This window comes from Citrobacter sp. Cb041, from assembly GCF_030336655.1.
GTDB lineage: Bacteria > Pseudomonadota > Gammaproteobacteria > Enterobacterales > Enterobacteriaceae > Citrobacter > Citrobacter braakii.
This window is the reverse complement of record NZ_JAOWDD010000042.1, coordinates 87,411-113,222: the sequence shown is the minus strand read 5'-3', so window position 1 is coordinate 113,222 and position 25,812 is coordinate 87,411. Positions and strand designations below refer to the sequence as shown.

At 53.4% G+C, this 25,812-nt stretch carries 25 protein-coding genes; 12 read left to right on the top strand and 13 right to left on the bottom strand.

Annotated elements, in window-relative coordinates; translation table 11 throughout:
* Nucleotides 1-89 precede the first annotated feature (89 nt).
* Genes rluE through purB form a run of 5 tightly spaced genes read left to right on the top strand, consistent with a single transcriptional unit; the run spans nt 90 to nt 4,398 of the window.
* Nucleotides 90-713, top strand: coding sequence for a 23S rRNA pseudouridine(2457) synthase RluE (gene rluE / locus OGV52_RS19250; protein ID WP_016153406.1), 624 nt, complete (start codon nt 90-92; stop codon nt 711-713).
* Nucleotides 714-726: 13 nt separating this feature from the next.
* Complete coding sequence (locus OGV52_RS19245) at nt 727-1,188, top strand: NUDIX hydrolase (RefSeq protein WP_204565774.1); 462 nt, start codon at nt 727-729, stop codon at nt 1,186-1,188.
* Between the two features lie 53 nt (nt 1,189-1,241).
* Nucleotides 1,242-2,348: a tRNA 2-thiouridine(34) synthase MnmA gene (gene mnmA, locus OGV52_RS19240; RefSeq protein ID WP_003832402.1), complete on the top strand. Its 1,107-nt coding sequence runs from the start codon at nt 1,242-1,244 to the stop codon at nt 2,346-2,348.
* Between the two features lie 34 nt (nt 2,349-2,382).
* Nucleotides 2,383-3,024, top strand: coding sequence for a high frequency lysogenization protein HflD (gene hflD, locus OGV52_RS19235; RefSeq protein WP_016153409.1), 642 nt, complete (start codon nt 2,383-2,385; stop codon nt 3,022-3,024).
* A gap of 3 nt (nt 3,025-3,027) precedes the next feature.
* Nucleotides 3,028-4,398 (top strand): adenylosuccinate lyase, encoded by a 1,371-nt coding sequence (gene purB / locus OGV52_RS19230; RefSeq protein ID WP_287108962.1) that lies wholly within the window; start codon nt 3,028-3,030, stop codon nt 4,396-4,398.
* A gap of 74 nt (nt 4,399-4,472) precedes the next feature.
* On the opposite strand, the gene ruvB is transcribed toward purB, so the two are convergent.
* From ruvB to aspS, 6 genes are all read right to left on the bottom strand, one after another.
* Nucleotides 4,473-5,483, bottom strand: coding sequence for a Holliday junction branch migration DNA helicase RuvB (ruvB, locus tag OGV52_RS19225; protein ID WP_016153411.1), 1,011 nt, complete (start codon nt 5,481-5,483; stop codon nt 4,473-4,475).
* An 8-nt stretch (nt 5,484-5,491) separates the two neighbouring features.
* Complete coding sequence (gene ruvA / locus OGV52_RS19220) at nt 5,492-6,103, bottom strand: Holliday junction branch migration protein RuvA (protein WP_016153412.1); 612 nt, start codon at nt 6,101-6,103, stop codon at nt 5,492-5,494.
* 80 nt (nt 6,104-6,183) lie between these two features.
* Complete coding sequence (ruvC, locus tag OGV52_RS19215; protein WP_003034867.1) at nt 6,184-6,705, bottom strand: crossover junction endodeoxyribonuclease RuvC; 522 nt, start codon at nt 6,703-6,705, stop codon at nt 6,184-6,186.
* 34 nt (nt 6,706-6,739) lie between these two features.
* Entirely contained in the window at nt 6,740-7,483 is a 744-nt protein-coding gene (locus OGV52_RS19210) for a YebC/PmpR family DNA-binding transcriptional regulator (RefSeq protein WP_016153413.1), read from the bottom strand.
* Nucleotides 7,484-7,511: 28 nt separating this feature from the next.
* Nucleotides 7,512-7,955 (bottom strand): dihydroneopterin triphosphate diphosphatase, encoded by a 444-nt coding sequence (gene nudB / locus OGV52_RS19205; RefSeq protein WP_287108961.1) that lies wholly within the window; start codon nt 7,953-7,955, stop codon nt 7,512-7,514.
* Nucleotide 7,956: 1 nt separating this feature from the next.
* Nucleotides 7,957-9,729, bottom strand: a complete 1,773-nt coding sequence (aspS, locus tag OGV52_RS19200) for an aspartate--tRNA ligase (RefSeq protein ID WP_016153415.1) — start codon at nt 9,727-9,729, stop codon at nt 7,957-7,959.
* 264 nt (nt 9,730-9,993) lie between these two features.
* On the opposite strand from aspS, the gene OGV52_RS19195 reads away from it, so the two are divergent.
* The 5 genes from OGV52_RS19195 to cmoB are packed head-to-tail and all read left to right on the top strand — an operon-like array spanning nt 9,994 to nt 13,572.
* On the top strand, nt 9,994-10,560 hold the full coding sequence (locus tag OGV52_RS19195) for a hydrolase (protein WP_169330028.1): 567 nt from the start codon (nt 9,994-9,996) through the stop codon (nt 10,558-10,560).
* Nucleotides 10,557-11,375 carry a DUF72 domain-containing protein gene (locus tag OGV52_RS19190; protein WP_103766418.1) on the top strand — a complete coding sequence of 273 codons (819 nt, stop codon included), beginning with the start codon at nt 10,557-10,559 and terminating at the stop codon, nt 11,373-11,375. Before OGV52_RS19195 ends, OGV52_RS19190 begins: the two co-directional genes overlap by 4 nt.
* Nucleotides 11,376-11,427: 52 nt before the next feature.
* Entirely contained in the window at nt 11,428-11,823 is a 396-nt protein-coding gene (locus tag OGV52_RS19185) for an MAPEG family protein (RefSeq protein WP_016153418.1), read from the top strand.
* Nucleotides 11,824-11,863: 40 nt separating this feature from the next.
* Nucleotides 11,864-12,607, top strand: a complete 744-nt coding sequence (cmoA, locus tag OGV52_RS19180) for a carboxy-S-adenosyl-L-methionine synthase CmoA (protein ID WP_016153419.1) — start codon at nt 11,864-11,866, stop codon at nt 12,605-12,607.
* Nucleotides 12,604-13,572, top strand: coding sequence for a tRNA 5-methoxyuridine(34)/uridine 5-oxyacetic acid(34) synthase CmoB (gene cmoB, locus OGV52_RS19175; RefSeq protein ID WP_016153420.1), 969 nt, complete (start codon nt 12,604-12,606; stop codon nt 13,570-13,572). Before cmoA ends, cmoB begins: the two co-directional genes overlap by 4 nt.
* A 167-nt stretch (nt 13,573-13,739) precedes the next feature.
* Here cmoB and cutC read toward each other — a convergent pair whose 3' ends face one another.
* Both cutC and OGV52_RS19165 read right to left on the bottom strand, forming a co-directional pair.
* On the bottom strand, nt 13,740-14,486 hold the full coding sequence (cutC, locus tag OGV52_RS19170; RefSeq protein WP_047502138.1) for a copper homeostasis protein CutC: 747 nt from the start codon (nt 14,484-14,486) through the stop codon (nt 13,740-13,742).
* Nucleotides 14,487-14,488: 2 nt separating this feature from the next.
* Entirely contained in the window at nt 14,489-15,055 is a 567-nt protein-coding gene (locus tag OGV52_RS19165) for a VOC family protein (RefSeq protein ID WP_047502136.1), read from the bottom strand.
* Nucleotides 15,056-15,293: 238 nt separating this feature from the next.
* On the opposite strand from OGV52_RS19165, the gene argS reads away from it, so the two are divergent.
* Both argS and mrdA2 read left to right on the top strand, forming a co-directional pair.
* Nucleotides 15,294-17,027, top strand: coding sequence for an arginine--tRNA ligase (gene argS / locus OGV52_RS19160; protein ID WP_181221654.1), 1,734 nt, complete (start codon nt 15,294-15,296; stop codon nt 17,025-17,027).
* Between the two features lie 183 nt (nt 17,028-17,210).
* Complete coding sequence (mrdA2, locus tag OGV52_RS19155) at nt 17,211-19,130, top strand: peptidoglycan DD-transpeptidase MrdA2 (RefSeq protein WP_287108958.1); 1,920 nt, start codon at nt 17,211-17,213, stop codon at nt 19,128-19,130.
* Here mrdA2 and bglB read toward each other — a convergent pair.
* The 5 genes from bglB to flhB all read right to left on the bottom strand — a co-directional run bounded on the left by bglB (nt 19,102) and on the right by flhB (nt 25,705).
* Entirely contained in the window at nt 19,102-20,241 is a 1,140-nt protein-coding gene (bglB, locus tag OGV52_RS19150; RefSeq protein ID WP_153690270.1) for a beta-galactosidase BglB, read from the bottom strand. The two genes, mrdA2 and bglB, sit on opposite strands and share 29 nt — an antisense overlap.
* The gene (locus OGV52_RS19145) at nt 20,242-21,828 is read right to left on the bottom strand and encodes an MFS transporter (RefSeq protein WP_103283733.1); all 1,587 of its coding nucleotides are present in this window, start codon (nt 21,826-21,828) and stop codon (nt 20,242-20,244) included.
* A gap of 262 nt (nt 21,829-22,090) precedes the next feature.
* Entirely contained in the window at nt 22,091-22,483 is a 393-nt protein-coding gene (gene flhE / locus OGV52_RS19140; RefSeq protein ID WP_019077041.1) for a flagellar protein FlhE, read from the bottom strand.
* Nucleotides 22,483-24,561 (bottom strand): flagellar biosynthesis protein FlhA, encoded by a 2,079-nt coding sequence (gene flhA / locus OGV52_RS19135; RefSeq protein WP_016153428.1) that lies wholly within the window; start codon nt 24,559-24,561, stop codon nt 22,483-22,485. The genes flhE and flhA overlap by 1 nt, the downstream gene beginning before the upstream one ends.
* Complete coding sequence (flhB, locus tag OGV52_RS19130) at nt 24,554-25,705, bottom strand: flagellar biosynthesis protein FlhB (RefSeq protein WP_016153429.1); 1,152 nt, start codon at nt 25,703-25,705, stop codon at nt 24,554-24,556. Before flhB ends, flhA begins: the two co-directional genes overlap by 8 nt.
* Between the last annotated feature and the right edge of the window lie 107 nt (nt 25,706-25,812).

Sequence of the window (25,812 nt, the reverse complement as noted above, 5' to 3'; positions counted from 1 at the left end):
AGCATGTCAATACTACCCTAATGTTCGTCGCCATGAAAGACACTCGTTCTTAGGCTATAATGCGGCAATTGATATAATCTGAAAATACCATGCAAAAAACTTCTTTTAGAAATCACCGGGTTGAGCGATTCAGCTCACGACAAGTCACCAAACAGCGTAAAGAAAACCAGCCAAAACGCGTGGTTTTGTTCAATAAACCCTACGATGTTTTGCCACAATTTACTGACGAGGCGGGCAGAAGCACGTTAAAAGATTTTATTCCCGTGCCGGGAATTTATGCTGCGGGCCGACTCGACCGGGACAGCGAAGGACTTTTGGTGCTGACCAATGACGGCGCGCTGCAGGCGCGGTTAACGCAACCCGGCAAGCGTACGGGGAAAATCTATTACGTCCAGGTCGAAGGCGAGCCGACAGCAGAAGCGCTGGATGCGCTGCGTACCGGTGTGACGCTCAATGATGGTCCCACGCTGCCCGCAGGTATTGAAATAGTAGAGGAGCCCACCTGGCTGTGGCCGAGAAATCCGCCTATTCGGGAACGGAAAAATATCCCCACCAGTTGGCTGAAAGTTACTTTATATGAAGGCCGTAACCGCCAGGTTCGTCGTATGACAGCGCATGTTGGATTCCCGACGCTGCGCCTCATCCGCTATGCCATGGGAGATTACACGCTGGAAAATCTCGCCAACGGTCAATGGCGGGATGCAACTAACTGAATAAGGAACAGGTATGTTCAAACCGCACGTCACGGTCGCCTGCATTGTGCATGCAGAAGATAAGTTCTTAGTCGTTGAGGAAACAATCAATGGCAAAGCCCTGTGGAATCAACCTGCAGGACATCTGGAAGCGGATGAAACCCTGGTGCAAGCCGCCGCTCGCGAACTGTGGGAAGAGACGGGCATCACAGCGCAGCCGCAACACTTCATCCGGATGCATCAATGGATTGCGCCGGACAAAACGCCCTTTTTACGTTTTCTGTTTTCTATCGAGCTTGCCAATATGTGCGCTACTGAACCTCATGACAGCGATATAGATTGCTGTCGCTGGGTCAGCGCAGAAGAGGTTCTCTCAGCGCCAAATCTGCGTTCGCCGTTGGTTGCGGAGAGTATTCGTTGCTATCAGAGCGGACAGCGCTACCCGCTGGCGATGATCGGCGAATTTAACTGGCCGTTTACAGAGGGTGTCAAGTAAGGGGCTGCGTGCTAGAATATGCCGCCTTGAAGTTCAATGTCGTGAGTATTCCTATGTCTGAAAGCCCAAAAAAAGTGATCGTCGGCATGTCCGGCGGTGTCGATTCCTCCGTTTCTGCCTGGCTGTTACAACAACAGGGTTATCAGGTAGAAGGCCTGTTCATGAAGAACTGGGAAGAGGACGATGGCGAGGAATATTGCACAGCGGCCGCCGATCTTGCGGATGCGCAGGCTGTCTGTGACAAACTCGGCATTGAACTGCATACCGTCAACTTTGCCGCAGAATACTGGGACAACGTCTTTGAACTGTTCCTTGAAGAGTACAAAGCGGGCCGTACGCCAAACCCCGATATTCTGTGCAATAAAGAAATCAAGTTTAAAGCCTTCCTCGAGTTTGCCGCCGAAGATTTAGGTGCCGATTATATCGCCACCGGTCACTACGTGCGCCGCGCCGACGTCGACGGCAAAAGCCGCCTGCTGCGTGGACTCGATGGCAATAAAGACCAGAGCTATTTCCTCTACACGCTCGGTCATGAACAAATCGCGCAAAGCCTGTTCCCGGTCGGCGAACTGGAAAAACCGCAGGTGCGTAAAATTGCCGAAGATCTCGGTCTGATTACGGCCAAGAAAAAAGACTCAACCGGTATCTGCTTCATCGGCGAACGTAAATTCCGCGAGTTTCTCGGTCGTTACCTGCCGGCTCAGCCTGGCAAAATCATCACCGTTGATGGCGAAGAGATTGGCCAGCATCAGGGGCTGATGTACCACACGCTGGGTCAGCGTAAAGGTCTGGGCATTGGCGGGACGAAAGAAGGCACGGAAGATCCGTGGTACGTGGTGGATAAAGACGTCGAGAACAACATTCTGGTTGTTGCTCAGGGTCATGAACACCCGCGTCTGATGTCCGTTGGCCTGGTGGCGCAACAGCTGCACTGGGTCGATCGCGAACCATTCACCGGCACAATGCGCTGCACGGTGAAAACCCGCTATCGTCAGACCGACATTCCGTGCACCGTTAAGGCGCTGGATGCTGAGCGTATTGAAGTCATTTTCGACGAGCCAGTCGCGGCGGTAACGCCGGGTCAGTCGGCTGTCTTTTACAATGGTGAAGTGTGCCTCGGCGGCGGCATTATCGAACAACGATTGCCTCTGCCGGTATAATTACTTACACATCTAATACAAGGAAGCAGTGAACGTGGCAAAGAATTATTATGACATCACCCTCGCTCTGGCAGGCATTTGTCAGTCGGCACGCCTGGTGCAGGAACTGGCGCACCAGGGGCATTGTGATGCCGATGCATTGCACGTTTCACTGAACAGTGTCATCGACATGAATCCCAGCTCTACGCTGGGCGTGTTTGGCGGTAGCGAGGCCAACCTGCGTTTAGGTCTGGAAACGATGCTCGGCGTGCTCAACGCCAGCAGTCGTCAGGGGCTGAACGCGGAACTCACCCGCTACACGTTAAGCCTGATGGTGCTGGAGCGTAAGCTGTCAGCCGCTAAAGGCGCTATGGACACGCTGGGAGACCGCATCAACGGCTTGCAGCGCCAACTGGACCATTTTGATTTGCAGTCAGAAACGTTGATGAGTGCGATGGCAGGCATTTATGTTGACGTCATCAGCCCACTCGGCCCACGTATTCAGGTTACGGGCTCCCCGGCCATCCTTCAGAGCCCACAGGTTCAGGCTAAAGTACGCGCTTCCCTGCTGGCTGGCATTCGCGCTGCCGTGCTCTGGCATCAGGTTGGTGGAGGCCGTCTGCAACTCATGTTTTCTCGTAATCGCCTGACGACTCAGGCTAAACAAATTCTTGCTCATTTAACCCCGGAGTTGTGATCTATGGAATTATCCTCACTGACCGCCGTTTCCCCTGTCGATGGACGCTACGGCGATAAAGTCAGCGCGCTGCGCGGGATTTTCAGCGAATACGGTTTGCTGAAATTCCGTGTACAAGTTGAAGTACGCTGGCTGCAAAAACTGGCCGCGCACGCAGCGATCAAGGAAGTTCCTGCTTTTGCTGCCGACGCAATCGGTTTCCTTGATGCGATTGTCGCTAACTTCAATGAAGAAGATGCTGCGCGTATCAAAACCATTGAGCGTACGACCAACCATGACGTGAAGGCAGTTGAGTATTTCCTGAAAGAGAAAGTGGCGGATATCCCGGAACTGCACGCTGTTTCCGAGTTCATCCACTTCGCGTGTACCTCAGAAGACATCAACAACCTGTCTCACGCGCTGATGCTGAAAACCGCCCGTGACGAAGTAGTTCTGCCGTACTGGCGCAAGCTTATCGACGCGGTGAAAGATCTTTCCGTACAGTATCGCGAAATTCCTCTGCTCTCCCGTACCCACGGTCAGCCAGCTACCCCGTCTACGCTGGGCAAAGAAATGGCTAACGTGGCTTACCGTATGGAGCGTCAGTACCGCCAGCTCAATCAGGTCGAAATTCTCGGCAAAATCAACGGTGCAGTCGGTAACTATAACGCCCACATCGCCGCTTATCCGGAAGTGGACTGGCATCAGTTCAGCGAAGAATTTGTCACCTCGCTGGGCATCCAGTGGAACCCGTACACCACGCAGATTGAACCGCACGACTACATTGCCGAGCTGTTTGATTGCATCGCCCGTTTCAACACTATCCTGATCGACTTCGACCGCGATGTCTGGGGTTACGTGGCGCTGAACCATTTCAAACAGAAAACCATCGCGGGTGAAATTGGCTCCTCCACCATGCCGCACAAGGTGAACCCAATCGATTTCGAAAACTCCGAGGGTAACCTGGGCCTGTCTAACGCGGTTCTGCAGCATCTGGCGAGCAAACTGCCGGTCTCCCGCTGGCAGCGCGATCTGACGGACTCTACCGTTCTGCGTAACCTGGGCGTGGGGATTGGCTATGCGCTGATCGCTTATCAGTCCACGCTGAAAGGTGTGAGCAAACTGGAAGTGAACCGCGATCATCTGCTGGATGAACTGGATCATAACTGGGAAGTGCTGGCAGAGCCGATCCAGACCGTGATGCGTCGCTATGGCATTGAAAAACCATACGAGAAGCTGAAGGAGCTGACCCGCGGCAAACGCGTTGACGCCGAAGGTATGAAGCAGTTTATCGACGGTCTGGCGCTGCCTGAAGACGAGAAAACACGCCTGAAAGCAATGACGCCGGCCAATTACATTGGTCGCGCCGTCACCATGGTTGATGAACTGAAGTAATCTGTTTTACGCCTGTCAGACCTGCATCATATCGTAGGCCTGCCAGGCGTAGCGCCATCAGGGATTATTGAGTCTTATGGCATTTCCGGCGGTGTAATGCCAAAGTGGTTCCACGCCCGCACCGTTGCCATACGTCCGCGCGGAGTTCGCTGCAGAAAACCTTGCTGAATCAGATACGGCTCCAGCACGTCCTCAATGGTTTCACGCTCTTCCCCAATCGCCGCCGCCAGGTTATCCAGTCCTACCGGTCCACCGAAGAACTTATCGATAACCGCCAGCAGCAGCTTACGGTCCATATAATCGAATCCTTCCGCATCCACATTGAGCATATCCAGTGCCTGAGCGGCGATATCTGCTGAAATTGTGCCGTCATGCTTCACTTCGGAGAAGTCGCGTACCCGGCGTAATAAACGGTTGGCGATACGCGGCGTACCACGGGCGCGGCGTGCCACTTCCAATGCGCCTTCATCGCTCATTTCCAGTCCCATAAAGCGGGCGCTGCGTCCAACAATGTGCTGCAGGTCTGCCACCTGATAGAATTCCAGGCGCTGTACTATACCGAAGCGGTCACGCAGCGGAGACGTTAACGAACCGGCGCGCGTCGTCGCCCCGATCAGGGTAAACGGCGGCAGATCGATCTTAATCGAACGTGCGGCTGGTCCTTCGCCAATCATGATATCCAGCTGATAATCTTCCATCGCCGGATACAGCACCTCTTCCACCACCGGCGACAGACGATGGATTTCATCGATAAACAGCACATCGTGCGGTTCAAGGTTGGTGAGCATTGCCGCCAGATCGCCCGCTTTTTCCAGTACCGGACCGGAAGTGGTGCGCAGATTAACGCCCATTTCATTGGCAACAATATTGGCAAGCGTGGTTTTACCGAGACCTGGAGGACCGAAAATCAGCAGGTGATCGAGGGCTTCACCGCGCAGCTTCGCCGCCTGGATAAAAATCTCCATTTGCGAACGCACCTGAGGCTGGCCAATATACTCTTCCAGCAATTTGGGGCGGATCGCGCGATCCACCAGATCTTCAGGGGTCGTGCTGACAGCCGAAATCAGGCGATCTGCTTCAATCATCCTTTACCTCACAATGCCGCGCGAAGCGCTTCACGAATCAGAGTTTCACTGCTGGCATCAGGGCGAGCAATTTTGCTCACCATGCGGCTGGCTTCCTGTGGTTTATAGCCTAACGCCACCAGCGCAGCAACCGCTTCCTGCTCGGCGTCATCCGTTGCAGGACTGGCCGGAGAGGTCAGGACCAGATCCGCCGCCGGCGTGAAGAGATCGCCATGCAGGCCTTTAAAGCGGTCTTTCATTTCCACAATTAAGCGCTCTGCGGTTTTCTTACCTATACCCGGTAATTTCACCAGCGCGCCAAGTTCTTCGCGCTCAACGGCATTAACGAACTGCTGTGCAGACATACCGGAGAGGATCGCCAGCGCCAGCTTCGGCCCGACGCCATTGGTTTTGATTAACTCTTTAAACAGCGTGCGTTCTTGTTTGTTGTTAAAACCATATAGCAGTTGAGCGTCTTCACGCACCACAAAATGGGTGAAGATAATCGCTTCCTGCCCGGCTTCCGGCAACTCGTAGAAACAGGTCATCGGCATATGGACTTCATAGCCTACTCCGCCGGTTTCCAGAAGGACCAGCGGGGGTTGTTTTTCAAGAATGATGCCTCTGAGTCTGCCTATCACGTGACGCTCCTGCGTTAAGGGCTAAAAGGTAATGCGCTATCATAAAAAAAGGCTGGATAGATATCCAGCCTCATTTGTCACTAACGTAACCGACCTCGCGCCAGATTCAGCCGCGACTCGCTCATTTGCATGGCGTTCTGGCTGACGTGGCAATGGGTAATAGCAATCGCCAGCGCATCCGCGGCATCCGCCTGCGGATTTGCCGGGAGTTTTAGCAGCGTGCGCACCATATGCTGAACCTGGCTTTTTTCCGCGCTGCCGATACCTACCACGGTCTGTTTTACCTGGCGGGCCGCATATTCAAAGACCGGAAGATCCTGATTGGTAGCCGCAACGATCGCCACGCCGCGCGCCTGCCCCAGCTTTAGCGCCGAGTCGGCATTCTTCGCCATAAAGACCTGCTCAATGGCAAAATAGTCGGGCTGGAACTGGGTGATGATTTCCGTCACGCCTGCATAAATCAACTTCAGACGTGAAGGAAGATCGTCGACTTTGGTGCGAATGCAGCCGCTACCGAGGTAGGTCAGCTGTCTGCCGACCTGACGGATTACGCCATAACCGGTGATGCGCGACCCCGGGTCAATGCCGAGAATGATAGACATCACGCATCTCCTGTTAGTTTATGGCTTAACCACATCATTCGAGCGTTGCAGCAACCTCATCGGAGATTTCGCCGTTGTGGTAAACTTCCTGCACGTCGTCGCAGTCTTCCAGCATATCGATCAGACGCATCAGCTTCGGCGCCGTTTCTGCATCCATATCCGCTTTGGTGGAGGGGATCATAGACACTTCAGCCGCGTCCGCTTTCAGACCAGCCGCTTCCAGCGCATCACGCACTTTGCCCATCTCTTCCCACGCGGTGTAAACGTCAATCGCGCCGTCGTCGAAGGTCACAACGTCTTCAGCGCCCGCTTCCAGAGCCGCTTCCATAATGGCGTCTTCGTCGCCTTGTTCAAAAGAGATCACGCCTTTTTTGCTGAACAGGTAAGCTACGGAACCGTCGGTACCGAGGTTGCCGCCCGTTTTAGTGAATGCGTGACGCACTTCCGCAACGGTACGGTTACGGTTGTCAGACAGACACTCAATCATAACGGCTGTTCCGCCAGGACCGTAACCTTCATAGATGATGGTTTCCATGTTCGCATCATCGTCGCCACCAACACCACGCGCGATTGCACGGTTCAGGGTGTCACGGGTCATGTTGTTTGCCAGCGCTTTATCAACCGCGGCGCGCAGACGTGGGTTAGCATCCGGATCGCCGCCGCCCAGTTTGGCTGCCGTCACCAGTTCACGAATGATTTTGGTGAAAATTTTACCGCGTTTAGCATCCTGCGCTGCTTTACGATGTCTGGTGTTGGCCCATTTACTATGACCTGCCATAAATAATCTCTCCAAAAAGCGCGCCTTCTCAGGCGACGTTAATTACAAACTCTTCAATCGCCTGCCGGTTACTCCACGACTTGGTTAACTGCGCGGCTTCGTGCGCATTAACCCAACGGTAGGTCAGATGTTCGGTGAACACGATCTCTCGTTCAGAGGGAAGTACCAGGCAAAACCAGGATTCAGTATTACGCTCAATTCCCGGCGCATAGCGATGACGTAAATGGCTAAAAATCTCAAATTCCACCGTGCGCTGACAGTCAATTAAGGTCAGTTGCTCAGTCGCAACATCAATGGCGACCTCTTCCTTTACTTCGCGCATCGCGGCTTGCGACGCGGTTTCACCCTCTTCAAGGCTGCCGGTGACCGACTGCCAGAAATCAGGATCGTCGCGTCGCTGTAACATCAGCACTCTCCCGGTGTCCTTTGCATAAATCACGACTAACACCGAGACAGGCTGTTTGTATCTCATATCAGTTATTCTCGGCCTTCTTAACAACCTGAATGCTCAGTTCCGCCAGCGCGGCTTCATTGGCAAAGCTTGGCGCTTCAGTCATCAGACACGCTGCAGCGGTGGTTTTCGGGAAGGCAATAACGTCACGAATGTTGTCAGTACCGGTCAGCAGCATAGTCAAGCGATCCAGACCAAACGCCAGGCCCGCATGCGGCGGTGTACCGTATTTTAGCGCATCCAGCAGGAAGCCGAACTTCTCGCGCTGTTCTTGCTCGTTAATGCCCAGAATGCCGAATACGGTCTGCTGCATATCACCGTTGTGAATACGCACGGAACCACCGCCCACTTCATAGCCGTTGATGACCATATCGTACGCGTTGGCAACCGCGTCTTCCGGCGCAGCTTTCAGCTCAGCGGCAGTCATGTCTTTTGGCGCGGTGAACGGGTGGTGCATCGCGGTCAGACCGCCTTCACCATCGTCTTCAAACATCGGGAAGTCGATAACCCACAGCGGCGCCCATTTGGCTTCGTCGGTAATGTTCAGGTCTTTGCCCAGTTTCAGACGCAGCGCGCCCATCGCGTCGGCAACCACTTTCTTGTTGTCGGCACCGAAGAAAATCATGTCGCCGTCTTGCGCACCGGTACGCTCCAGAATCGCATCTACGATTTCTGCGTTCAGGAACTTAGCAACCGGGCTGGTGATGCCTTCCAGGCCTTTCGCACGCTCGGTGACTTTGATGTAAGCCAGACCTTTCGCGCCGTAAATCTTAATAAAGTTACCGTAATCGTCGATCTGCTTACGGCTTAAGCTCGCACCGCCCGGTACACGCAGGGCAGCCACGCGGCCTTTCGCATCGTTCGCCGGACCAGAGAACACGGCGAACTCAACGCCTTTCACCAGATCGGCAACGTCAACCAGTTCCATCGGGTTACGCAGGTCTGGTTTATCGGAACCGTAACGACGCTCGGCTTCGGCAAAGGTCATGATCGGGAAATCACCCAGATCCACACCTTTAACTTCCAGCCACAGGTTACGCACCAGCGCTTCCATCACTTCACGCACCTGCGGCGCGGTCATGAAGGAAGTCTCAACGTCGATCTGAGTAAATTCAGGCTGACGGTCAGCACGTAAGTCTTCATCACGGAAGCATTTTACGATCTGATAGTAGCGGTCAAAACCGGACATCATCAGCAGTTGTTTAAACAGCTGAGGAGACTGCGGCAGCGCGTAGAACTTACCTTTATGAACACGAGAAGGAACCAGGTAATCGCGCGCGCCTTCCGGCGTAGCTTTGGTCAGCATCGGAGTTTCGATGTCGAGGAAGCCGTGATCGTCCATAAAACGACGCACCAGGCTGGTAATTTTGGCACGCGTTTTCAGGCGCTGCGCCATTTCAGGGCGACGCAGATCCAGGTAGCGATACTTCAGACGCGCTTCTTCAGTGTTTACATGGTTAGAGTCCAGCGGCAGCGAGTCTGAACGGTTGATGATGGTCAGATCGGAGGCCAGCACTTCAATTTCGCCAGTCGCCATATCGGCGTTGACGTTTTTCGCGTCACGCGCACGCACGGTGCCCGTAACCTGGATACAGAACTCATTACGCAGTTCGGAGGCCAGCTTTAACGCATCCGCACGGTCCGGATCGAAAAATACCTGCACGATACCTTCGCGGTCGCGCATATCGATAAAGATCAGGCTACCAAGATCACGACGACGGTTGACCCAACCACACAGAGTCACCTGCTGCCCCTCGTGGGACAGACGTAGCTGTCCGCAATATTCTGTACGCATGAGATATCCCTTAACTTTGCCGCAGGCGGATTGTCACCTGTCTCGCAGGTGACGAAGTCGCAGCTTTAGCTGAATGTCACAACTGAATGAAAAAAGGCGGCTATTATACTGGAAATTCTGCCGCACGATAAGTCCGGTACTGACTGTACGCCTGTTTCCTGGACGGGCATTGCGTAATCTCACAAAAAATAACAAAAATTGTCGTCCCTTTCACACTGATTCGCGATTAAGGTGTAACGGAATTCTTTTTTTACTGGAGTGATCATGCTGGAACTGAACGCAAAAACAACCGCTCTTGTTGTTATTGATCTACAGGAAGGTATCCTGCCTTTCGCTGGCGGCCCACACTCGGCAAACGACGTGGTTGCCCGCGCCGCGCAGTTGGCGGAAAAATTCCGTGCCCACGGTTCCCCGGTGGTAATGGTGCGCGTCGGCTGGTCTGACGATTATGCCGAAGCGCTGAAACAGCCAGTTGATGCTCACGCTCCGGCCAAAGCGTTACCCGAAAACTGGTGGAATTACCCGAGCGCTCTGGGTAAATGCGCCAGCGACCTCGAAGTGACCAAACGCCAGTGGGGAGCTTTCTACGGCACCGATCTGGAATTACAACTGCGTCGTCGGGGCATCGAGACCATCGTCCTGTGCGGCATTTCCACAAATATTGGCGTGGAGTCAACGGCGCGAAATGCGTGGGAGCTGGGTTTTAATCTGATCGTTGCAGAAAACGCCTGTAGTGCCGCCAGCGCTGAGCAACATCAGGGCAGCATGACGCATATTTTCCCGCGTATCGCACGCGTACGCAGCGTGGATGAGATCCTGCAAGCGCTATGATTTATATCGGTTTACCCCAGTGGGCGCATCCCAAATGGGTGCGTCTGGGGATCACCAGCCTTGAAGAGTATGCCCGCCACTTTAACTGTGTGGAGGGCAATACCACGCTGTACGCGCTGCCAAAAGCCGACATTGTGGCCCGCTGGCATGCGCAGACTACCGATGCGTTTCGATTTTGTTTTAAGTTTCCGGCCACCATTTCGCATCAGGCCGCGCTGCGTAATTGCGATGACCTGGTACAAGAGTTTTTCACGCGCATGTCGCCACTTGAATCACGCATTGGACAATACTGGCTGCAATTACCCGCAACTTTTGGCCCGCACGACATGCCAGCCTTGTGGCAGTTTCTCGATGCGCTCCCCAAATCCTTTACCTACGGTGTGGAAGTTCGCCATCCGGACTTTTTTGCCAAAGGCGAAACAGAGCAGCTATTCAATCGAGGCCTACATGAGCGCGGGGTAAATCGGGTGATTCTGGACAGTCGACCGGTACATGCCGCAATACCACATACTGAAGCGATACGCGACGCCCAGCGCAAGAAGCCAAAGGTTCCGGTGCATGCGGTGGTGACGGCAAACCATCCGATGGTACGCTTTATCGGCAGCGATAATATGGCACAAAACAGCGCACTTTTTGCCGTCTGGCTGACCAAGCTGTCGCAATGGCAACAAACCACAACGCCGTATCTGTTTTTACATACCCCGGATATCGCGCAGGCCCCGGAGCTTGTCGATACGCTATGGGCAAATTTACGCAGCGCCCTGCCAGAGATCGGATCAGCGCCGTCTATTCCACAGCAATCTTCTCTTTTCTGAAAATGCCACCTATCATAGTCAATGCCATCAGCCATTTTAAAAGGGAGTTTGTATGGTAAGCGCGCTTTATGCCGTATTGGGTGCGTTATTGTTAATTAAGTTCTCCTTTGATGTCGTTCGCCTGCGCATGCAATACCGCGTTGCATATGGTGACGGAGGTTTTAGTGAACTACAAAGCGCTATCCGCATTCACGGTAATGCGGTGGAATATATTCCCGTCGCATTGGTGCTGCTGTTATTTATGGAAATGAACGGCGCAGAAACGTGGATGGTGCATATTTGCGGGCTGATTTTGATTGCCGGACGACTGATGCATTATTACGGATTCCACCACCGGCTTTTCCGCTGGCGCCGTTCAGGCATGAGCGCGACCTGGTGTTCGCTGTTGCTAATGGTGCTGGCGAATCTTTGGTATATGCCCTGGGAGTTGGTTTTCTCCCTGCATTAGCGCACAATACGCCACTTTATTTTTCCCGGATTTTTACGTTATGTCTCACCGCGACACGCTTTTTTCTGCGCCTATCGCCAGTCTGGGTGACTGGACCTTTGATGAACGGGTAGCTGAAGTCTTCCCGGATATGATCCAGCGATCCGTTCCTGGCTATTCCAATATCATTTCTATGATTGGGATGTTGGCCGAACGTTTCGTACAACCCAACACACAGGTCTACGATCTGGGCTGTTCTCTGGGCGCGGCGACGCTCTCGGTGCGTCGCAATATTCATCACGAGAATTGCAAAATTATTGCCGTTGATAACTCCCCGGCCATGGTTGAGCGCTGCCGCCGTCATATTGACGCCTATAAAGCGCCGACACCGGTTGACGTTGTCGAAGGCGATATTCGCAACATTACTATCGAAAACGCCTCGATGGTGGTGCTGAATTTTACCCTGCAATTCCTTGAGCCACCTGAGCGCCAGGCATTGTTGGATAAGATTTATCAGGGGCTGAACCCCGGCGGCGCGCTGGTACTGTCTGAAAAATTCAGTTTCGAAGACGCTAACGTTGGCGAGCTGCTGTTCAACATGCACCACGATTTCAAACGGGCAAATGGCTATAGCGAGCTGGAAATCAGCCAAAAGCGCAGCATGCTGGAGAACGTGATGCTGACCGACTCGGTCGAAACGCACAAAGCGAGACTGCATCAGGCGGGCTTTGAACACAGCGAATTGTGGTTCCAGTGTTTTAACTTTGGTTCTCTGGTGGCACTGAAAGCTGAGGTTAGCGCATGATCGACTTTGGTAACTTTTATCAACTGATTGCCAAAAATCACCTTTCCCATTGGCTGGAAACGCTCCCGGCGCAAATCGCGACCTGGCAGCGCGATCAGCACGGCTTGTTTAAGCAGTGGTCAAATGCGGTCGAGTTTCTGCCCGAGCTAACGCCGCATCGCCTGGACTTACTGCATAGCGTTACCGCCGAAAGCGATGAGCCGCTCAGCGACGGTCAGCTCAAACGTATCGACACCCTGATGCGTAACCTGATGCCATGGCGTAAAGGGCCGTACTCGTTGTACGGCGTCAATATAGATACCGAGTGGCGCTCGGACTGGAAATGGGATCGCGTTCTGCCGCACTTGTCTGACCTCACCGGGCGCACCATTCTTGATGTCGGCTGCGGGAGTGGATATCACATGTGGCGCATGATTGGCGCGGGGGCGCATCTGGCAGTTGGTATCGATCCTACCCAGCTGTTTCTGTGCCAGTTTGAGGCAGTACGTAAACTGCTGGGCAATGACCAGCGCGCTCACCTGCTGCCGCTGGGTATTGAGCAGCTTCCGGCGCTCAACGCCTTTGATACCGTATTCTCCATGGGAGTGCTTTATCACCGCCGTTCACCGCTGGAACACCTGTGGCAGTTGAAGGATCAGTTGGTGAAAGATGGCGAACTGGTACTGGAAACGCTGGTCGTCGAAGGTGATGAAAATACCGTACTGGTACCGGGCGATCGCTACGCACAGATGCGTAACGTTTACTTTATTCCTTCTGCGCTGGCGTTAAAAAACTGGCTGGAAAAATGTGGGTTTGTTGATGTGCGCATCGCTGATGTCTGCGTCACCACCACCGAAGAGCAGCGCCGCACCGAGTGGATGATAACCGAATCCCTGGCCGACTTCCTCGACCCGAACGATCACAGCAAAACGGTGGAAGGCTACCCGGCCCCATTACGCGCGGTATTGATTGCACGTAAGCCGTAATCATTTTTGCCAGATAGCACTCTTTCTGCAAAATAGTTCAACTTGCAGCAAGGCAGACAACTCCGCTGCGGCTTGAAATATGCAGGATAAAAAAAGGCCCCTGTTGAAATTGCAGGGGCCTGGTACGAGCAAGCATCATATTGGGCGACATGATGCAACGGTAAAAATCAGCTGGCCTGGTGGTGTGCAATGATTGCTTTCATTTCCGCAACCGCCGCCCCGTCTACCGCATAGCGTGAATACTCATCCGCCTGTGCATCCGAAGACATCGACAACCCCGAATTGCGATAACGCATGGGGGAAGCCAACCATACTCCGGCAGAACTGTGGACTTCTTGCACTCCAGCATCAAGGAACAGGGACAAATTCGAGGCGCGAACCCCCGCTCCGGCCATAATGATTGGAGCATTCACCTGCGCAATAAGTTCCATAATTTTTGTTAAACCTTGCGCCGCATCTGATTTTTGCCCGGAAGTCAGCACTCTGGCGATGCCCAAATCAGCTAATTTTTTTAGCGCATTGAGTGGGTTAGCGCACATGTCAAAGGCCCGATGAAAAGTGACGTGCAGCGGTCCCGCCGCGATCATTATTTTCTCCATGCGCGGCATATCGACATCACCCTCTGCATCTAAAATGCCGGTTACCAACCCAGAGAACCCCAACTCTCTTACCATCGCAATATCATCCAGCATTGCAGCGAATTCACCGTCGGTGTAACAAAAGTCCCCCCCGCGCGGGCGAATAATGGGATTGACCGGAATCGAGATATGCTGGCGAACCGAACGCAAGACGCCCAGGGACGGCGTTAAGCCCCCTTCTTTGGGCGCCGAGCAAAGCTCAATGCGATCCGCGCCGTTTTGCTGCGCCGTGCGTGCGCACTCCATGCTGTAACAGCAGATTTCCAGTAATGCCATACTCACTCCTGACGTTCGCTTGCCACAATGGCTTCAATCGACCACGGATGGAATTTTATCGTCACGCTGCCATCGCTGACCGCCAGCGTTGGATTCGGTAAACGTTCGCGCTCGCCTTTTGGCGAACTGGTTTTTACAAATATACCCGGCTGGCTCAGCCCGTGATCTGAAAGCAGCGCCAGCGCTCGTGCATTCAGCGTTTCCACCTCACCCGGCAGAACAATTTCAACATGCTCCCAGCCTTCATGCGGATAACGCTTTTCGCCAGGCCACGGCAGTTCTACGATAGTAAATTGCCAGTGTTGCACACAAACTGGCTCATCGAGTTTGAACAAGCAAATCGGTCGGCCATTGATGATATTTTCTGACAACAATTCGCCGCACTGTTCAAACCCACGACGCCAGCGCTCTGCGGTGGTATTTTGATGACAACGCAGAGAAATGTGATCGGCTTCAAGCGATGAGACATCCAGCCCAAGGCGAGTGGAAAGATCCGTTAACGCCTGAATGAAATGCGGTAAATCTGCGGAAATATCATGCAGTTCTGCAACTGTTTGCCAGTTCGCCATAATGAAAGCTCATATCCATATTCAAAGCCGCTAATTTACCCTGTTGCGCAGCCCCAACCAACTGCTGATTTTCTTAAGCGCAATATGAATAATTATACGTAATGACAATGTTTATATTTCAGGCTGCTGGCGATACTCGCAATGCTGACGGCAACGGGCATTTGCAGTATACTCCCGCCCTTAATTCTTAAACTGGTGCGGTGCATTTTAAGCCGCTTCATAAATGTAAGGTATTCCGGTGAATATTCAGGCTCTTCTCTCAGAAAAAGTCAGTCAGGCCATGATTGCTGCAGGCGCGCCTGCAGATTGCGAACCGCAGGTTCGTCAGTCAGCAAAAGTACAGTTCGGCGACTATCAGGCTAACGGCATGATGGCTGTCGCTAAAAAACTGGGTATGGCGCCGCGACAACTGGCTGAGCAGGTGCTGACTCATTTGGATCTCAACGGGATCGCCAGCAAAGTTGAAATTGCAGGCCCGGGCTTTATCAATATTTTTCTCGATCCGGCATTTCTGGCGCAGCACGTTCAGCAGGCGCTGGCTTCCGATCGTCTGGGCGTCACCCAACCGGCTAAACAAACCGTTGTGGTTGATTACTCCGCACCTAACGTAGCGAAAGAGATGCACGTTGGTCACCTGCGTTCCACCATCATCGGTGACGCTGCGGTGCGTACGCTGGAGTTCCTCGGTCACAATGTTATCCGCGCCAACCACGTCGGCGACTGGGGTACTCAGTTCGGTATGCTCATCGCATGGCTGGAAAAACAGCAGCAGGAAAATGCTGGCGAGATGGCGCTGGCTGACCTTGAAGGTTTCTACCGTGATGCGAAAAAACATTACGACGAAGATGAAGCCTTCGCGGAACGTGCCCGGAGTTATGTCGTGAAGCTGCAAGGCGGCGACGAGTACTTCCGTGAGATGTGGCGCAAACTGGTCGACATCACCATGTCGCAAAACCAGTTAACCTACGATCGCCTGAACGTCACCCTGACCCGTGAAGACGTCATGGGTGAAAGCCTGTACAACCCGATGCTGCCTGGCATCGTGGCCGATCTCAAAGCTAAAGGCCTGGCTGTTGAAAGCGAAGGCGCTACCGTCGTATTCCTTGATGAGTATAAGAACAAGGAAGGTGAACCGATGGGCGTAATCATTCAGAAGAAAGATGGCGGCTATCTCTACACCACGACCGACATCGCCTGCGCCAAGTACCGTTATGAAACGCTGCATGCCGACCGCGTACTTTATTACATCGACTCCCGTCAGCATCAGCACTTAATGCAGGCCTGGACCATCGTGCGTAAAGCCGGTTATGTGCCGGACTCTGTGCCGCTGGAACATCACATGTTCGGTATGATGCTGGGTAAAGACGGCAAGCCGTTCAAAACCCGTGCGGGTGGCACGGTTAAACTGGCCGATCTGCTGGATGAAGCGCTGGAACGCGCACGCCGTCTGGTAGCGGAGAAGAACCCGGACATGCCTGCCGACGAGCTGGAAAAACTGGCGAATGCGGTCGGTATCGGCGCGGTGAAATATGCCGATCTGTCCAAAAACCGTACCACCGACTACATCTTCGACTGGGACAATATGCTGGCGTTCGAAGGGAATACTGCGCCGTATATGCAGTACGCTTACACCCGCGTACTGTCCGTGTTCCGTAAAGCGGATATCGACGAAAGCGCGCTGGCAAATGCGCAGGTGATTATCAGTGAAGATCGCGAGGCTCAGCTGGCTGCGCGTCTGCTGCAGTTTGAAGAAACGTTGACCGTTGTTGCACGTGAAGGTACGCCGCACGTGATGTGTGCGTACCTGTACGACGTTGCCGGTCTGTTCTCCGGCTTCTACGAGCACTGCCCTATCCTCAGCGCTGAAAACGAAGAGATTCGTAACAGCCGCCTGAAACTGGCACAGTTGACGGCGAAAACCCTGAAGCTGGGTCTGGATACGCTGGGTATCGAAACCGTAGAACGTATGTAAATCAGCTCACCTATCAGGCCTGACTCCGAAATTCGGACTCAGGCCTTTTTTATTTCTGTAACAGGCCATCTGTAACAACTCACAAGGAATGACACATTTCCGTAGAGATATGGAACATTTTTTGCCTGTCATCCCGTTTAAGCCTCCGTATCATGAGGCGGCGAATTAATCGGGTACGGGTCAATGACATTCAGAGATTTTGAGGCGGAGGAAAAACTCTTCCAGCGGCGTGTATTGGTGGCCTTTGGCCTGGTGGTCATCTGCTTTGGCATCCTGATTTACAATCTCTACAACTTACAAATCTGTCAGCACCAGTATTACACCACCCGCTCGAATGCAAACGACATCAAAATGCTTCCCGTGGCCCCGACGCGCGGCATGATTTACGATCGCAACGGCATCCCGCTGGTGCGCAACGTAACCTGGTACGACATTTCCGTTACACCTTATAAAATCAGTGATATGAATGCCCTGATCAGGCAGCTCACGCCTATCATTGACCTCACTCCTGATGACATTGACCAGTTTCGCCATGCGCTGAAAGCCAGCAGCCGCTATCGCCCGGTCGTGCTAAAAAATGCGCTGACCGATGTGGAAATCGCCCGCTTCTCGGTTAACCAGTTTCATTTCAGCGGCGTCAATATCAATAGCTATGAAGACCGCCAGTACCCTTATGGCGCAGCGCTGGCGCATGTCCTTGGCTATGTGTCAAAAATCAATGACAACGATCTGAAAGCGCTGGATCAAAAAGGCCTGACAGAGAACTACGCCGCCGATCACAACATCGGTAAGCAGGGTATCGAGCACTACTATGAAAATGAACTGCATGGGAAAACCGGTTATCAGGAGGTCGAAGTTGATAACCACGGACGCATCGTACGCCTGATCAAAGATGTGCCGCCCGTTGCCGGAAAAGATATCCACCTGACGCTGGACCTCCATTTACAGCAATATATTGAGAGTCTGTTGGTGGGCCAGCGGGCCGCCGTTTTGGTTGAGGATCCGCATGACGGTTCCGTGCTGGCAATGGTTTCGAACCCCAGCTATGACCCCAACCCGTTTGTCAAAGGTATCAGCTATCAGGACTATAACAAGCTGCTTCAGGATAAGGACCTGCCGTTAATCAACCGCGTCACGCAAGGGTTGTATCCTCCCGCCTCCACGGTCAAACCGTATATGGCGATGTCAGCATTACTGGACGGCGTGATCACGCCGCAGACCCGTTTCTTCGGCGCCCCCACCTGGACGCTCCCCGGTACGGAGCGACATTACCGTGACTGGAAAAAAACGGGCCACGGTATGCTGGATGTCACCAAAGCAATTGAAGAATCTGCCGACACATTCTTTTATCAGGTGGCATATATGATGGGGATTGACCGTATTAACAGCATGCTCAGCCAGTTTGGCTATGGCAAGCCGACTGGCATCGATCTTGGTGAGGAGTATAACGGCCTGCTCCCGAGCCGCGAATGGAAGCAGAAAGTACATAAAAAAGCCTGGTATCAGGGAGATACCATTTCGGTTGGCATCGGCCAGGGATACTGGATTGCCACGCCGATCCAGATGGTTAAAGCCATGGTCGCGCTGATTAACAACGGCAAGGTTATCGCCCCTCACCTGCTACGTGATGAAGAGAGCGGAAAAGTCATCACGCCGTATCAGGCTCCCGAAGCACCGTCACAAATTGCCTCTGCTTTGTCCCCCTACTGGGGGCTGGTGCGTCAAGCGATGTTCGGCATGGCGAATGAGCCAAATGGTACCGGTTATAAGTTCTTTCACACCGCGCCTTACGGCATTGCAGCGAAAAGTGGCACATCACAGGTCTTTAGCCTGAAAGAAAATCAGACCTACGATGCGAAAATGATCCCCGTGCGTCTGCGCGACCACGTGTTCTATACCGCATTTGCGCCATATAAGAACCCAAAAGTCGCCATAGCGTTAATTCTGGAAAACGGCGGCAGCGATGGCGTCACCGCCGCACCAGTCATGCGTCAAATCATGGATCATCTGTTTGCTGCGCAGGACGACGACGCACAAGCGGGTCCGATAGCCGCAACGCCATCGGACACCGATATCAAAAATACTTACGCAAGTATTCGGTAAGGCACAGCATCGCCATCGCCTGACCGTAAGGCATGGAGGTCCGGGGGATGTTGCGGTAGAAATCGAGATTGTGGCCCATCCCGGTACCAAACGAGGTATGCAGCAATTCACCTTCCGGCGAAATATGTTGCACAATGCCTCTGATCGCTTTTTCGGCTACAGCCGCATAGTCTTGTCCGACATAGCGTTTACGTACCGCTTTGAGGATCCCATAGGCAAATCCGGCGGTTGCCGAGGCTTCAAGATACGACTGCGGGTCGTCCAGCAAGGTGTGCCACAGTCCGCTTTCATCCTGGCACTTCGCCAGCGCCGCGATTTGCGCGTTCAAAACCTGCACCAGATAGCGGTGCACTGCATTGTTTTCCGGCAAATCAACTAATTCGAGGAAATCCGGGATGACTATAGTTAACCAGCTGTTGCCACGCGCCCAGCGAGCGTTGGCGAAGTTATGCTGTCCTTCATAGCTCCAGCCGTGGAACCACAGCCCCGTTTCTTTATCCATCAGGTTTTGCACGTGCAGCAGGAACTGATAGGTTGCCTCTTCAATATACTCGGGACGGTTGAGCAACTTGCCAATCTTCGCCAGCGGTAAGACCGTCATCATCAACGTGTCATCCCACATCTGCTGGTGATTTTCTTCCGCCAGCGTAATGTGCTGCATACCGCCGAATTGGGTACGCGGCATATCATGCATTGCCCACTCAGCCCAGCTGTCGAGCCACGGCAGATACGCGGGATTACGCGTCTCTTCATAGCGATATGCCAGCGTTAAAAACGGCGCCATGGTGTTGACGTTTTTGGTCGTTGCACCTTCCGCAAAGCGATCGGCAAACCAGCTGTCGATAATATCGCGCATCGTGGCATCGCCGGTTTGCTGATAATACTGATACATCCCGTACAAGCCGATGCCGTGCGTCCACTCCCATCCCGCCCAGCCTTTGGTATCAATAACGCGTCCGTCATCCAGACGTAGCAAGAACTCGCCGGTCTCGTCATGAATATTGACCAGGTTATGCGTCACCTTTTTGATCAACGCTTTTAATTCATCCCTGGCAATAAAATGTTCTGGCTGGCGCAACAATGGGCTGTGTTTAACCGGATAAACAATCATTTACTTAACCTCTGTCAATGTCGAATTCAATACAGCACCCTTTTCCAGTTTCGGTGCCGCTGGTTTATTACGATTCAGGTAACCAATATTGTTGTTACCCCAAAGTGATTCATAAGGCATGCCCGATAGCATCTCTACGGTCGCGCGTCCTTTAGCGGATAGTCCTTCCAACACGGGTTGCCCGGACTCACGCATTTTTGCTGTCTCTTCACGCAGGGTGCTGTGCGTTTGCAGGTTCAGTTTGAAGCGCAAGGAAACCAGGAAACCCAGCGCCAGAACAATCAGCGTTCCGCAGCTCAGAATTAACAGGATGGTATGGCTGACCGCCACGGGCTGTGCGCTCTGACCGGAGACAAAACCAGACAACTGCATCACAATCCCCACCAGCATCACCGCTCCCGCCTGCGACGCTTTACGCGTTAACGTCATAATGCCGGCGAAGATCCCTTCCCGACGCTGACCGGTGATCACTTCGTCAACGTCGGCAATATAGGTGTAGATATTCCAGGGAACGTAGTTGATACCACCGCGTCCCAAGCCCGCAACGGCGGAAACCAATAGCAACAGAGAATAAACATCGCTTAATCCGGCGTAATACAGCCCCGCATAGGAGAGTGAACTGAGGCCAAACAGGACGACCACCATGCGATAAGACGGCGCAGGCCCGAAACGGATGCACAATGGGATCATGGCGATAACGGCAATAAACTGGAAGATAGCCATCGTACCCAGCAGGTTTGACGCCATTGATGCTTCCTGCATCAGCACAAACACCACATAGTAAGTAAAGACGGCGTTAAAGACGTCCTGGGCAATATAGCCGCCAAGATACATTCCTAAATGCTGGCGAAAGATACGGATGCGCAGTGTTGAACTCAGTTCCACAAATAAACGGTTCATACTCTGACTCAAGGTCAGGCTTTTCTTCTCTTCTTCGGCTCGCAGCGCCGCCTCAGTCCACTCTTCCCGTGGGCGTTCCCAGGTAAAGAACCAGACGAAGGTCAGCATCAGTGCACACAGCACAGAAAACACCAGGCTGGCGTAGAAAAAAGAGACGGGGTTGTCCTTGCCAAACAGCGTCAGCAGAACGCCAGGTAAGAATGAGGCCAGAATGGCAGACATTTGCGCCATCGAAATGCGCGCGCCGGAGAATTTGGTTTTCTGTTTAAAGTCATCGGTCATTTCGGGTACCAGCGTTTCGTAAGGCACCAGAATCATGGTGTAGACCACGTCAAAAATCAGATAGGTGAGCAGGTAGTACCAGAACCCCATATCACCCACCCACATTAGTGAGTAGCTAAAGACACAGGGTATCCCCAACAGAATAAAAAACTTGCGTCGCCCAAAGCGTTTGCCGAGCCAGGTGGAGCCAAAGTTATCGGTTAAAAAACCCATTAATGGGCTAACAACGGCATCCAACACCCTGGCGGTAGCGAAGATAAAGGTTGCTTCGATTGGCGTCAGGCCACAGAACGTCGTGTAAAAATAGAGTAGCCAGGCCGCGGTTAACGCCGTGGTGCCTGCGCCTAAAAAATCCCCCGAACCGTAGGCGAAATAGTTAACCAACCCAATTTTACGTGTATTCATTGCCGTTACCCCTGCACATTATTGGGAGGCCCCGCAATCCTCGCTTTGACATTGGGCCTCCTTACACGGCCACAGTAAAAGCTAACAGCAAGTGAAACCTTTCTATTTTTGCCAGGGGTATTCGTGAAATGGCAACAGCACAAAGAGTCCGGCAACGTATGTCACCTATTTTATAAAACAGCGTTTCTATTTAATCAAAGAGGCGGACTAGAATTGCGAAGCAGCCAGCAGTTTCTGCTGCTGGCCGGAATGAAGGGAGGCGTTAACGATAGTTCACAATCACCTGATTGCTCTGAACCTGTAAGGCGGGGATCAGGCGACCGCCACCGGGTACTTCCCAGACAAAATGCATCGGTTCGATGGCGGGAACATTATTGAATCCGTTGGTGGTCCCGCTTTGCCCGTCCAGCTCAACACAGCGGGACTGGGAACATAAACGTACCCGTAAACCCGCAGGCGTTGGGCCATTGAGCTCATAGCGCCAGGCCACCAGCGTCATCAACCCCGAGACCGGCTGGCTGGGCGTCAGAGGTGCAGACGAGGCTGACTGGCCGCGGTGATTTAAAGTAATCCCCATACCGCTGGCCTGCCAGGCGCCTTCTCCGGCAGCCTGCGCTACCAGAGGAAAAAACAACAACCACAGTAATTTACGCATTACTTACCTCCAATAGTCGCCGTCATACGGATATGGCGGTTGTCAGACAGCTCCATGTTCGATAACACCACCAGTTGCGGAATGCTGCGACGTAAAAAACGTGCCAGTAACGGACGCAACGCGTGGTTAACCAGCAAGACCGGCGGCGCACCCAACATTTCCTGACGGGACAGCGCTTCCTGAGTCTGGGCCAGCAGTCGGTCTGCAAGACCTGGCTCCAGACCGCCGCCGCCCTGCAGCGCCTGCAGAAGCAAACGTTCGAGCGGGGTATCAAGGCCGATAACCTGAACCTCTTCATTACCCGGGAACCACTGCTGAGTGATGGCGCGTCCCAACGCAACACGTACCACCGCGGTAAGCTCATGCGGATCGTTTTGCAGCGGTGCATGTTCAGCCAGCGTTTCGAGAATGGTGCGCATATCGCGAATCGGTACTTTCTCATCCAGTAAGTTCTGCAGTACTTTATGCAGCGTAGTGAGCGTCACGACGCCCGGGACCAGGTCTTCCGTCAGTTTTGGCATCTCCTGCGAGACGCGATCCAGTAGCTGTTGCGCCTCCTGACGGCCAAACAGCTCAGCAGCGAACTGCCCAATCAGGTGATTAAGGTGCGTGGCGACAACGGTACTGGCTTCAACAACCGTAAAGCCCTGAATCTGCGCCTGTTCCTTCAATGCGCTTTCAATCCAGATAGCGTCCAGACCGAAAGCCGGATCGACCGTTTTCTCGCCCGGCAGCGACCCGGCGGCGGTACCAGGGTTAATGGCCAGCCAGCGTCCCGGATAGGCGTCACCGCTGCCAATTTCCACCCCTTTCATCAAAATACGATAGCGGGCTGGCTGCAGATCCATATTGTCGCGGATATGTACCACCGGCGGCAGAAAACCCATATCCTGGGCAAATTTCTTACGAATACTGCGAATTCGCCCCAGCAACTCGCCATCTTGCTGAAAGTCCACCATTGGGATCAGGCGGTAGCCTACCTCCATCCCCAGGGAATCCTCCAGCTGTACGTCATTCCATGTTGCTTCCACCACGGAGTTGTTTTCCGGCATTTTCACCGGCTGCGGCTCATCCGGGGCTTTTTGCTCACGACCACGCATCCACCAGGCCAGACCCAGTAACGCGGCGGTAAACATCAAAAACACCAGGTTCGGCATGCCCGGAACCAGACCCAAAAGACCAAGCACCGCCGCACTAAGCAGCATGACACTAGGATTACTGAACAGTTGGGTCACCATCTGTTCGCCTACGTCCTGGTCGGTACTCACGCGGGTCACGATAACCCCCGCCGCGGTGGAGATTACCAGCGCAGGAATTTGCGCCACCAGCCCGTCACCGATGGTCAGCAGGGTATAACTTTCCGCTGCGCTACCCATGCTCATACCATGCTGCAACACCCCGACTAACAGACCACCGACCACGTTGATCACCATGATCAAAATACCGGCGATGGCATCTCCACGTACGAATTTACTCGCACCGTCCATAGAGCCGTAGAAATCCGCTTCCTGCGTCACCTCCGAGCGTCGTTTTTTGGCTTCATCTTCGCCAATCAGACCCGCATTCAAATCCGCATCAATCGCCATCTGCTTGCCGGGCATACCATCCAGCACGAAGCGCGCGCCAACCTCGGCGATACGCCCGGCACCTTTGGTGATAACCATAAAGTTGATAATGACGAGAATAACGAAGACCACGATACCGATCGCAAAGTTACCGCCCACCAGGAAGTGACCAAAAGCTTCAACCACCTTTCCCGCCGCCGCCGCGCCGGTATGCCCTTCCATTAAAATGATACGCGTCGACGCAACGTTCAGGGCGAGGCGTAATAATGTGGTAAACAGCAAAATCGTCGGGAATGCGGCAAACTCCAGCGTACGCTGGGTGAACATCGCCACCAGCAGCACCATGATCGACAGCGCAATGTTAAACGTGAACAGCAAATCGAGGACGAAAGCCGGCAACGGCAACACCATCATCGACAGGATCAGCAGGATAAGGATCGGTCCGGCAAGGATTTGCAGTTGCGTGGATTTCAGGTTGCTGGGCAAACGCAACATCGCGACCAGATTAGCCATCAGTATTCTTCTCGTTCATGAAATCCAGTGCTTCAGGCACCGGAAGGTTTTCAGGTTGTGGTGGACGCTTGCCGCCGGCGAGACGCCAGCGTTTTAGCTGCCATACCCATGCCAGCACTTCGGCAACGGCGGCATATAATTGACCCGGTATTTGTTGACCAATCTCAGCATGACGGTATAGCGCACGCGCCAGCGGCGGCGCTTCTAACGTAGGGACTCGATGTTCAGCGCCAATCTCACGAATGCGCAACGCCACCAGCCCCGCGCCTTTGGCAACAACTTTCGGCGCGCTCATTTTGTTCTCGTCATACTTCAACGCCACCGAATAGTGCGTGGGGTTGGTAACAATCACGTCTGCTTTCGGCACATCCGCCATCATGCGACGCTGCGCGGCCGCGCGCTGCATTTGGCGTATTTTGCCCTTAACGTGCGGGTCGCCTTCGCTTTGCTTAAATTCGTCACGAATATCCTGACGCGACATGCGCAGCTTTTTCAGATGGCTGTAAATCTGGAAAAAAACGTCGAACCCCACCATCGGAATAACGCCAAGCACCACCAACAGCGCGCACATACCAACTAAATCCAGGGCGTTGCCCATCGCCGTAATCGGCGATTCCGCCATCAAACGCATCATCGCCGGCCAGTTATGCCAGAGATAAAATCCGGCCACGCTCCCCACCAGCGTGGATTTCAGTATCGCTTTGAGCAGTTCCGCCCCGGTTTGCGCTGAAAACATGCGTTTAATACCCGGCAACGGATTCAGCTTAGAGAACTTGGGCTGCAGAGATTTACCGCTGAAAATCAAGCCGCCAAGCATCACCGGGGAGATTAATGCCACCAGAACGACGCCGGTAATCAACGGTAACAGCGCAATCATCGCGTCTTTAATCAGCAGGATGATTTGGCTGAGGATCAGGTTAGGGTCATTGACCATACTGTGGTCAAAACGTAATCCGGCCGACAGCATACCGGCCAGTCTGCGGGCAAGCGACTCCCCGCCAATCCAGATAATGCACACGCCCACCAGCAAAATAAGCAGTGAGGTCAGTTCTTTGGATCGGGGGACCTGCCCTTCTTCCCGTGCTTTTTCAAGTCGGTGGGGTGTGGGGGCTTCTGTTTTGTCGTCGTCGCTTTCTTCTGCCACGGCATTACTCTCGTCGTCACGGTCACGAGTATTATCGCGACCGCAACCATTGCCAATGCGTCGAATAGCGAAACGAAAACAGAGGAATTCGAGCGTTCGTTTGCCAC

What these genes read in the sequence shown, in the direction of transcription:
- OGV52_RS19145 (WP_103283733.1), bottom strand. Translation starts at nt 21,828, where the DNA reads ATGAATACACGTAAAATTGGGTTGGTTAACTATTTCGCCTACGGTTCG.
- cutC (WP_047502138.1), bottom strand. Translation starts at nt 14,486, where the DNA reads ATGGCATTACTGGAAATCTGCTGTTACAGCATGGAGTGCGCACGCACG.
- cmoA (WP_016153419.1), top strand. Translation starts at nt 11,864, where the DNA reads ATGTCTCACCGCGACACGCTTTTTTCTGCGCCTATCGCCAGTCTGGGT.
- OGV52_RS19185 (WP_016153418.1), top strand. Translation starts at nt 11,428, where the DNA reads ATGGTAAGCGCGCTTTATGCCGTATTGGGTGCGTTATTGTTAATTAAG.
- OGV52_RS19210 (WP_016153413.1), bottom strand. Translation starts at nt 7,483, where the DNA reads ATGGCAGGTCATAGTAAATGGGCCAACACCAGACATCGTAAAGCAGCG.
- mnmA (WP_003832402.1), top strand. Translation starts at nt 1,242, where the DNA reads ATGTCTGAAAGCCCAAAAAAAGTGATCGTCGGCATGTCCGGCGGTGTC.
- nudB (WP_287108961.1), bottom strand. Translation starts at nt 7,955, where the DNA reads ATGAGATACAAACAGCCTGTCTCGGTGTTAGTCGTGATTTATGCAAAG.
- purB (WP_287108962.1), top strand. Translation starts at nt 3,028, where the DNA reads ATGGAATTATCCTCACTGACCGCCGTTTCCCCTGTCGATGGACGCTAC.
- OGV52_RS19190 (WP_103766418.1), top strand. Translation starts at nt 10,557, where the DNA reads ATGATTTATATCGGTTTACCCCAGTGGGCGCATCCCAAATGGGTGCGT.
- OGV52_RS19245 (WP_204565774.1), top strand. Translation starts at nt 727, where the DNA reads ATGTTCAAACCGCACGTCACGGTCGCCTGCATTGTGCATGCAGAAGAT.
- ruvB (WP_016153411.1), bottom strand. Translation starts at nt 5,483, where the DNA reads ATGATTGAAGCAGATCGCCTGATTTCGGCTGTCAGCACGACCCCTGAA.
- mrdA2 (WP_287108958.1), top strand. Translation starts at nt 17,211, where the DNA reads ATGACATTCAGAGATTTTGAGGCGGAGGAAAAACTCTTCCAGCGGCGT.
- OGV52_RS19165 (WP_047502136.1), bottom strand. Translation starts at nt 15,055, where the DNA reads ATGGCGAACTGGCAAACAGTTGCAGAACTGCATGATATTTCCGCAGAT.
- flhA (WP_016153428.1), bottom strand. Translation starts at nt 24,561, where the DNA reads ATGGCTAATCTGGTCGCGATGTTGCGTTTGCCCAGCAACCTGAAATCC.
- OGV52_RS19195 (WP_169330028.1), top strand. Translation starts at nt 9,994, where the DNA reads ATGCTGGAACTGAACGCAAAAACAACCGCTCTTGTTGTTATTGATCTA.
- bglB (WP_153690270.1), bottom strand. Translation starts at nt 20,241, where the DNA reads ATGATTGTTTATCCGGTTAAACACAGCCCATTGTTGCGCCAGCCAGAA.
- rluE (WP_016153406.1), top strand. Translation starts at nt 90, where the DNA reads ATGCAAAAAACTTCTTTTAGAAATCACCGGGTTGAGCGATTCAGCTCA.
- ruvC (WP_003034867.1), bottom strand. Translation starts at nt 6,705, where the DNA reads ATGTCTATCATTCTCGGCATTGACCCGGGGTCGCGCATCACCGGTTAT.
- flhE (WP_019077041.1), bottom strand. Translation starts at nt 22,483, where the DNA reads ATGCGTAAATTACTGTGGTTGTTGTTTTTTCCTCTGGTAGCGCAGGCT.
- cmoB (WP_016153420.1), top strand. Translation starts at nt 12,604, where the DNA reads ATGATCGACTTTGGTAACTTTTATCAACTGATTGCCAAAAATCACCTT.
- aspS (WP_016153415.1), bottom strand. Translation starts at nt 9,729, where the DNA reads ATGCGTACAGAATATTGCGGACAGCTACGTCTGTCCCACGAGGGGCAG.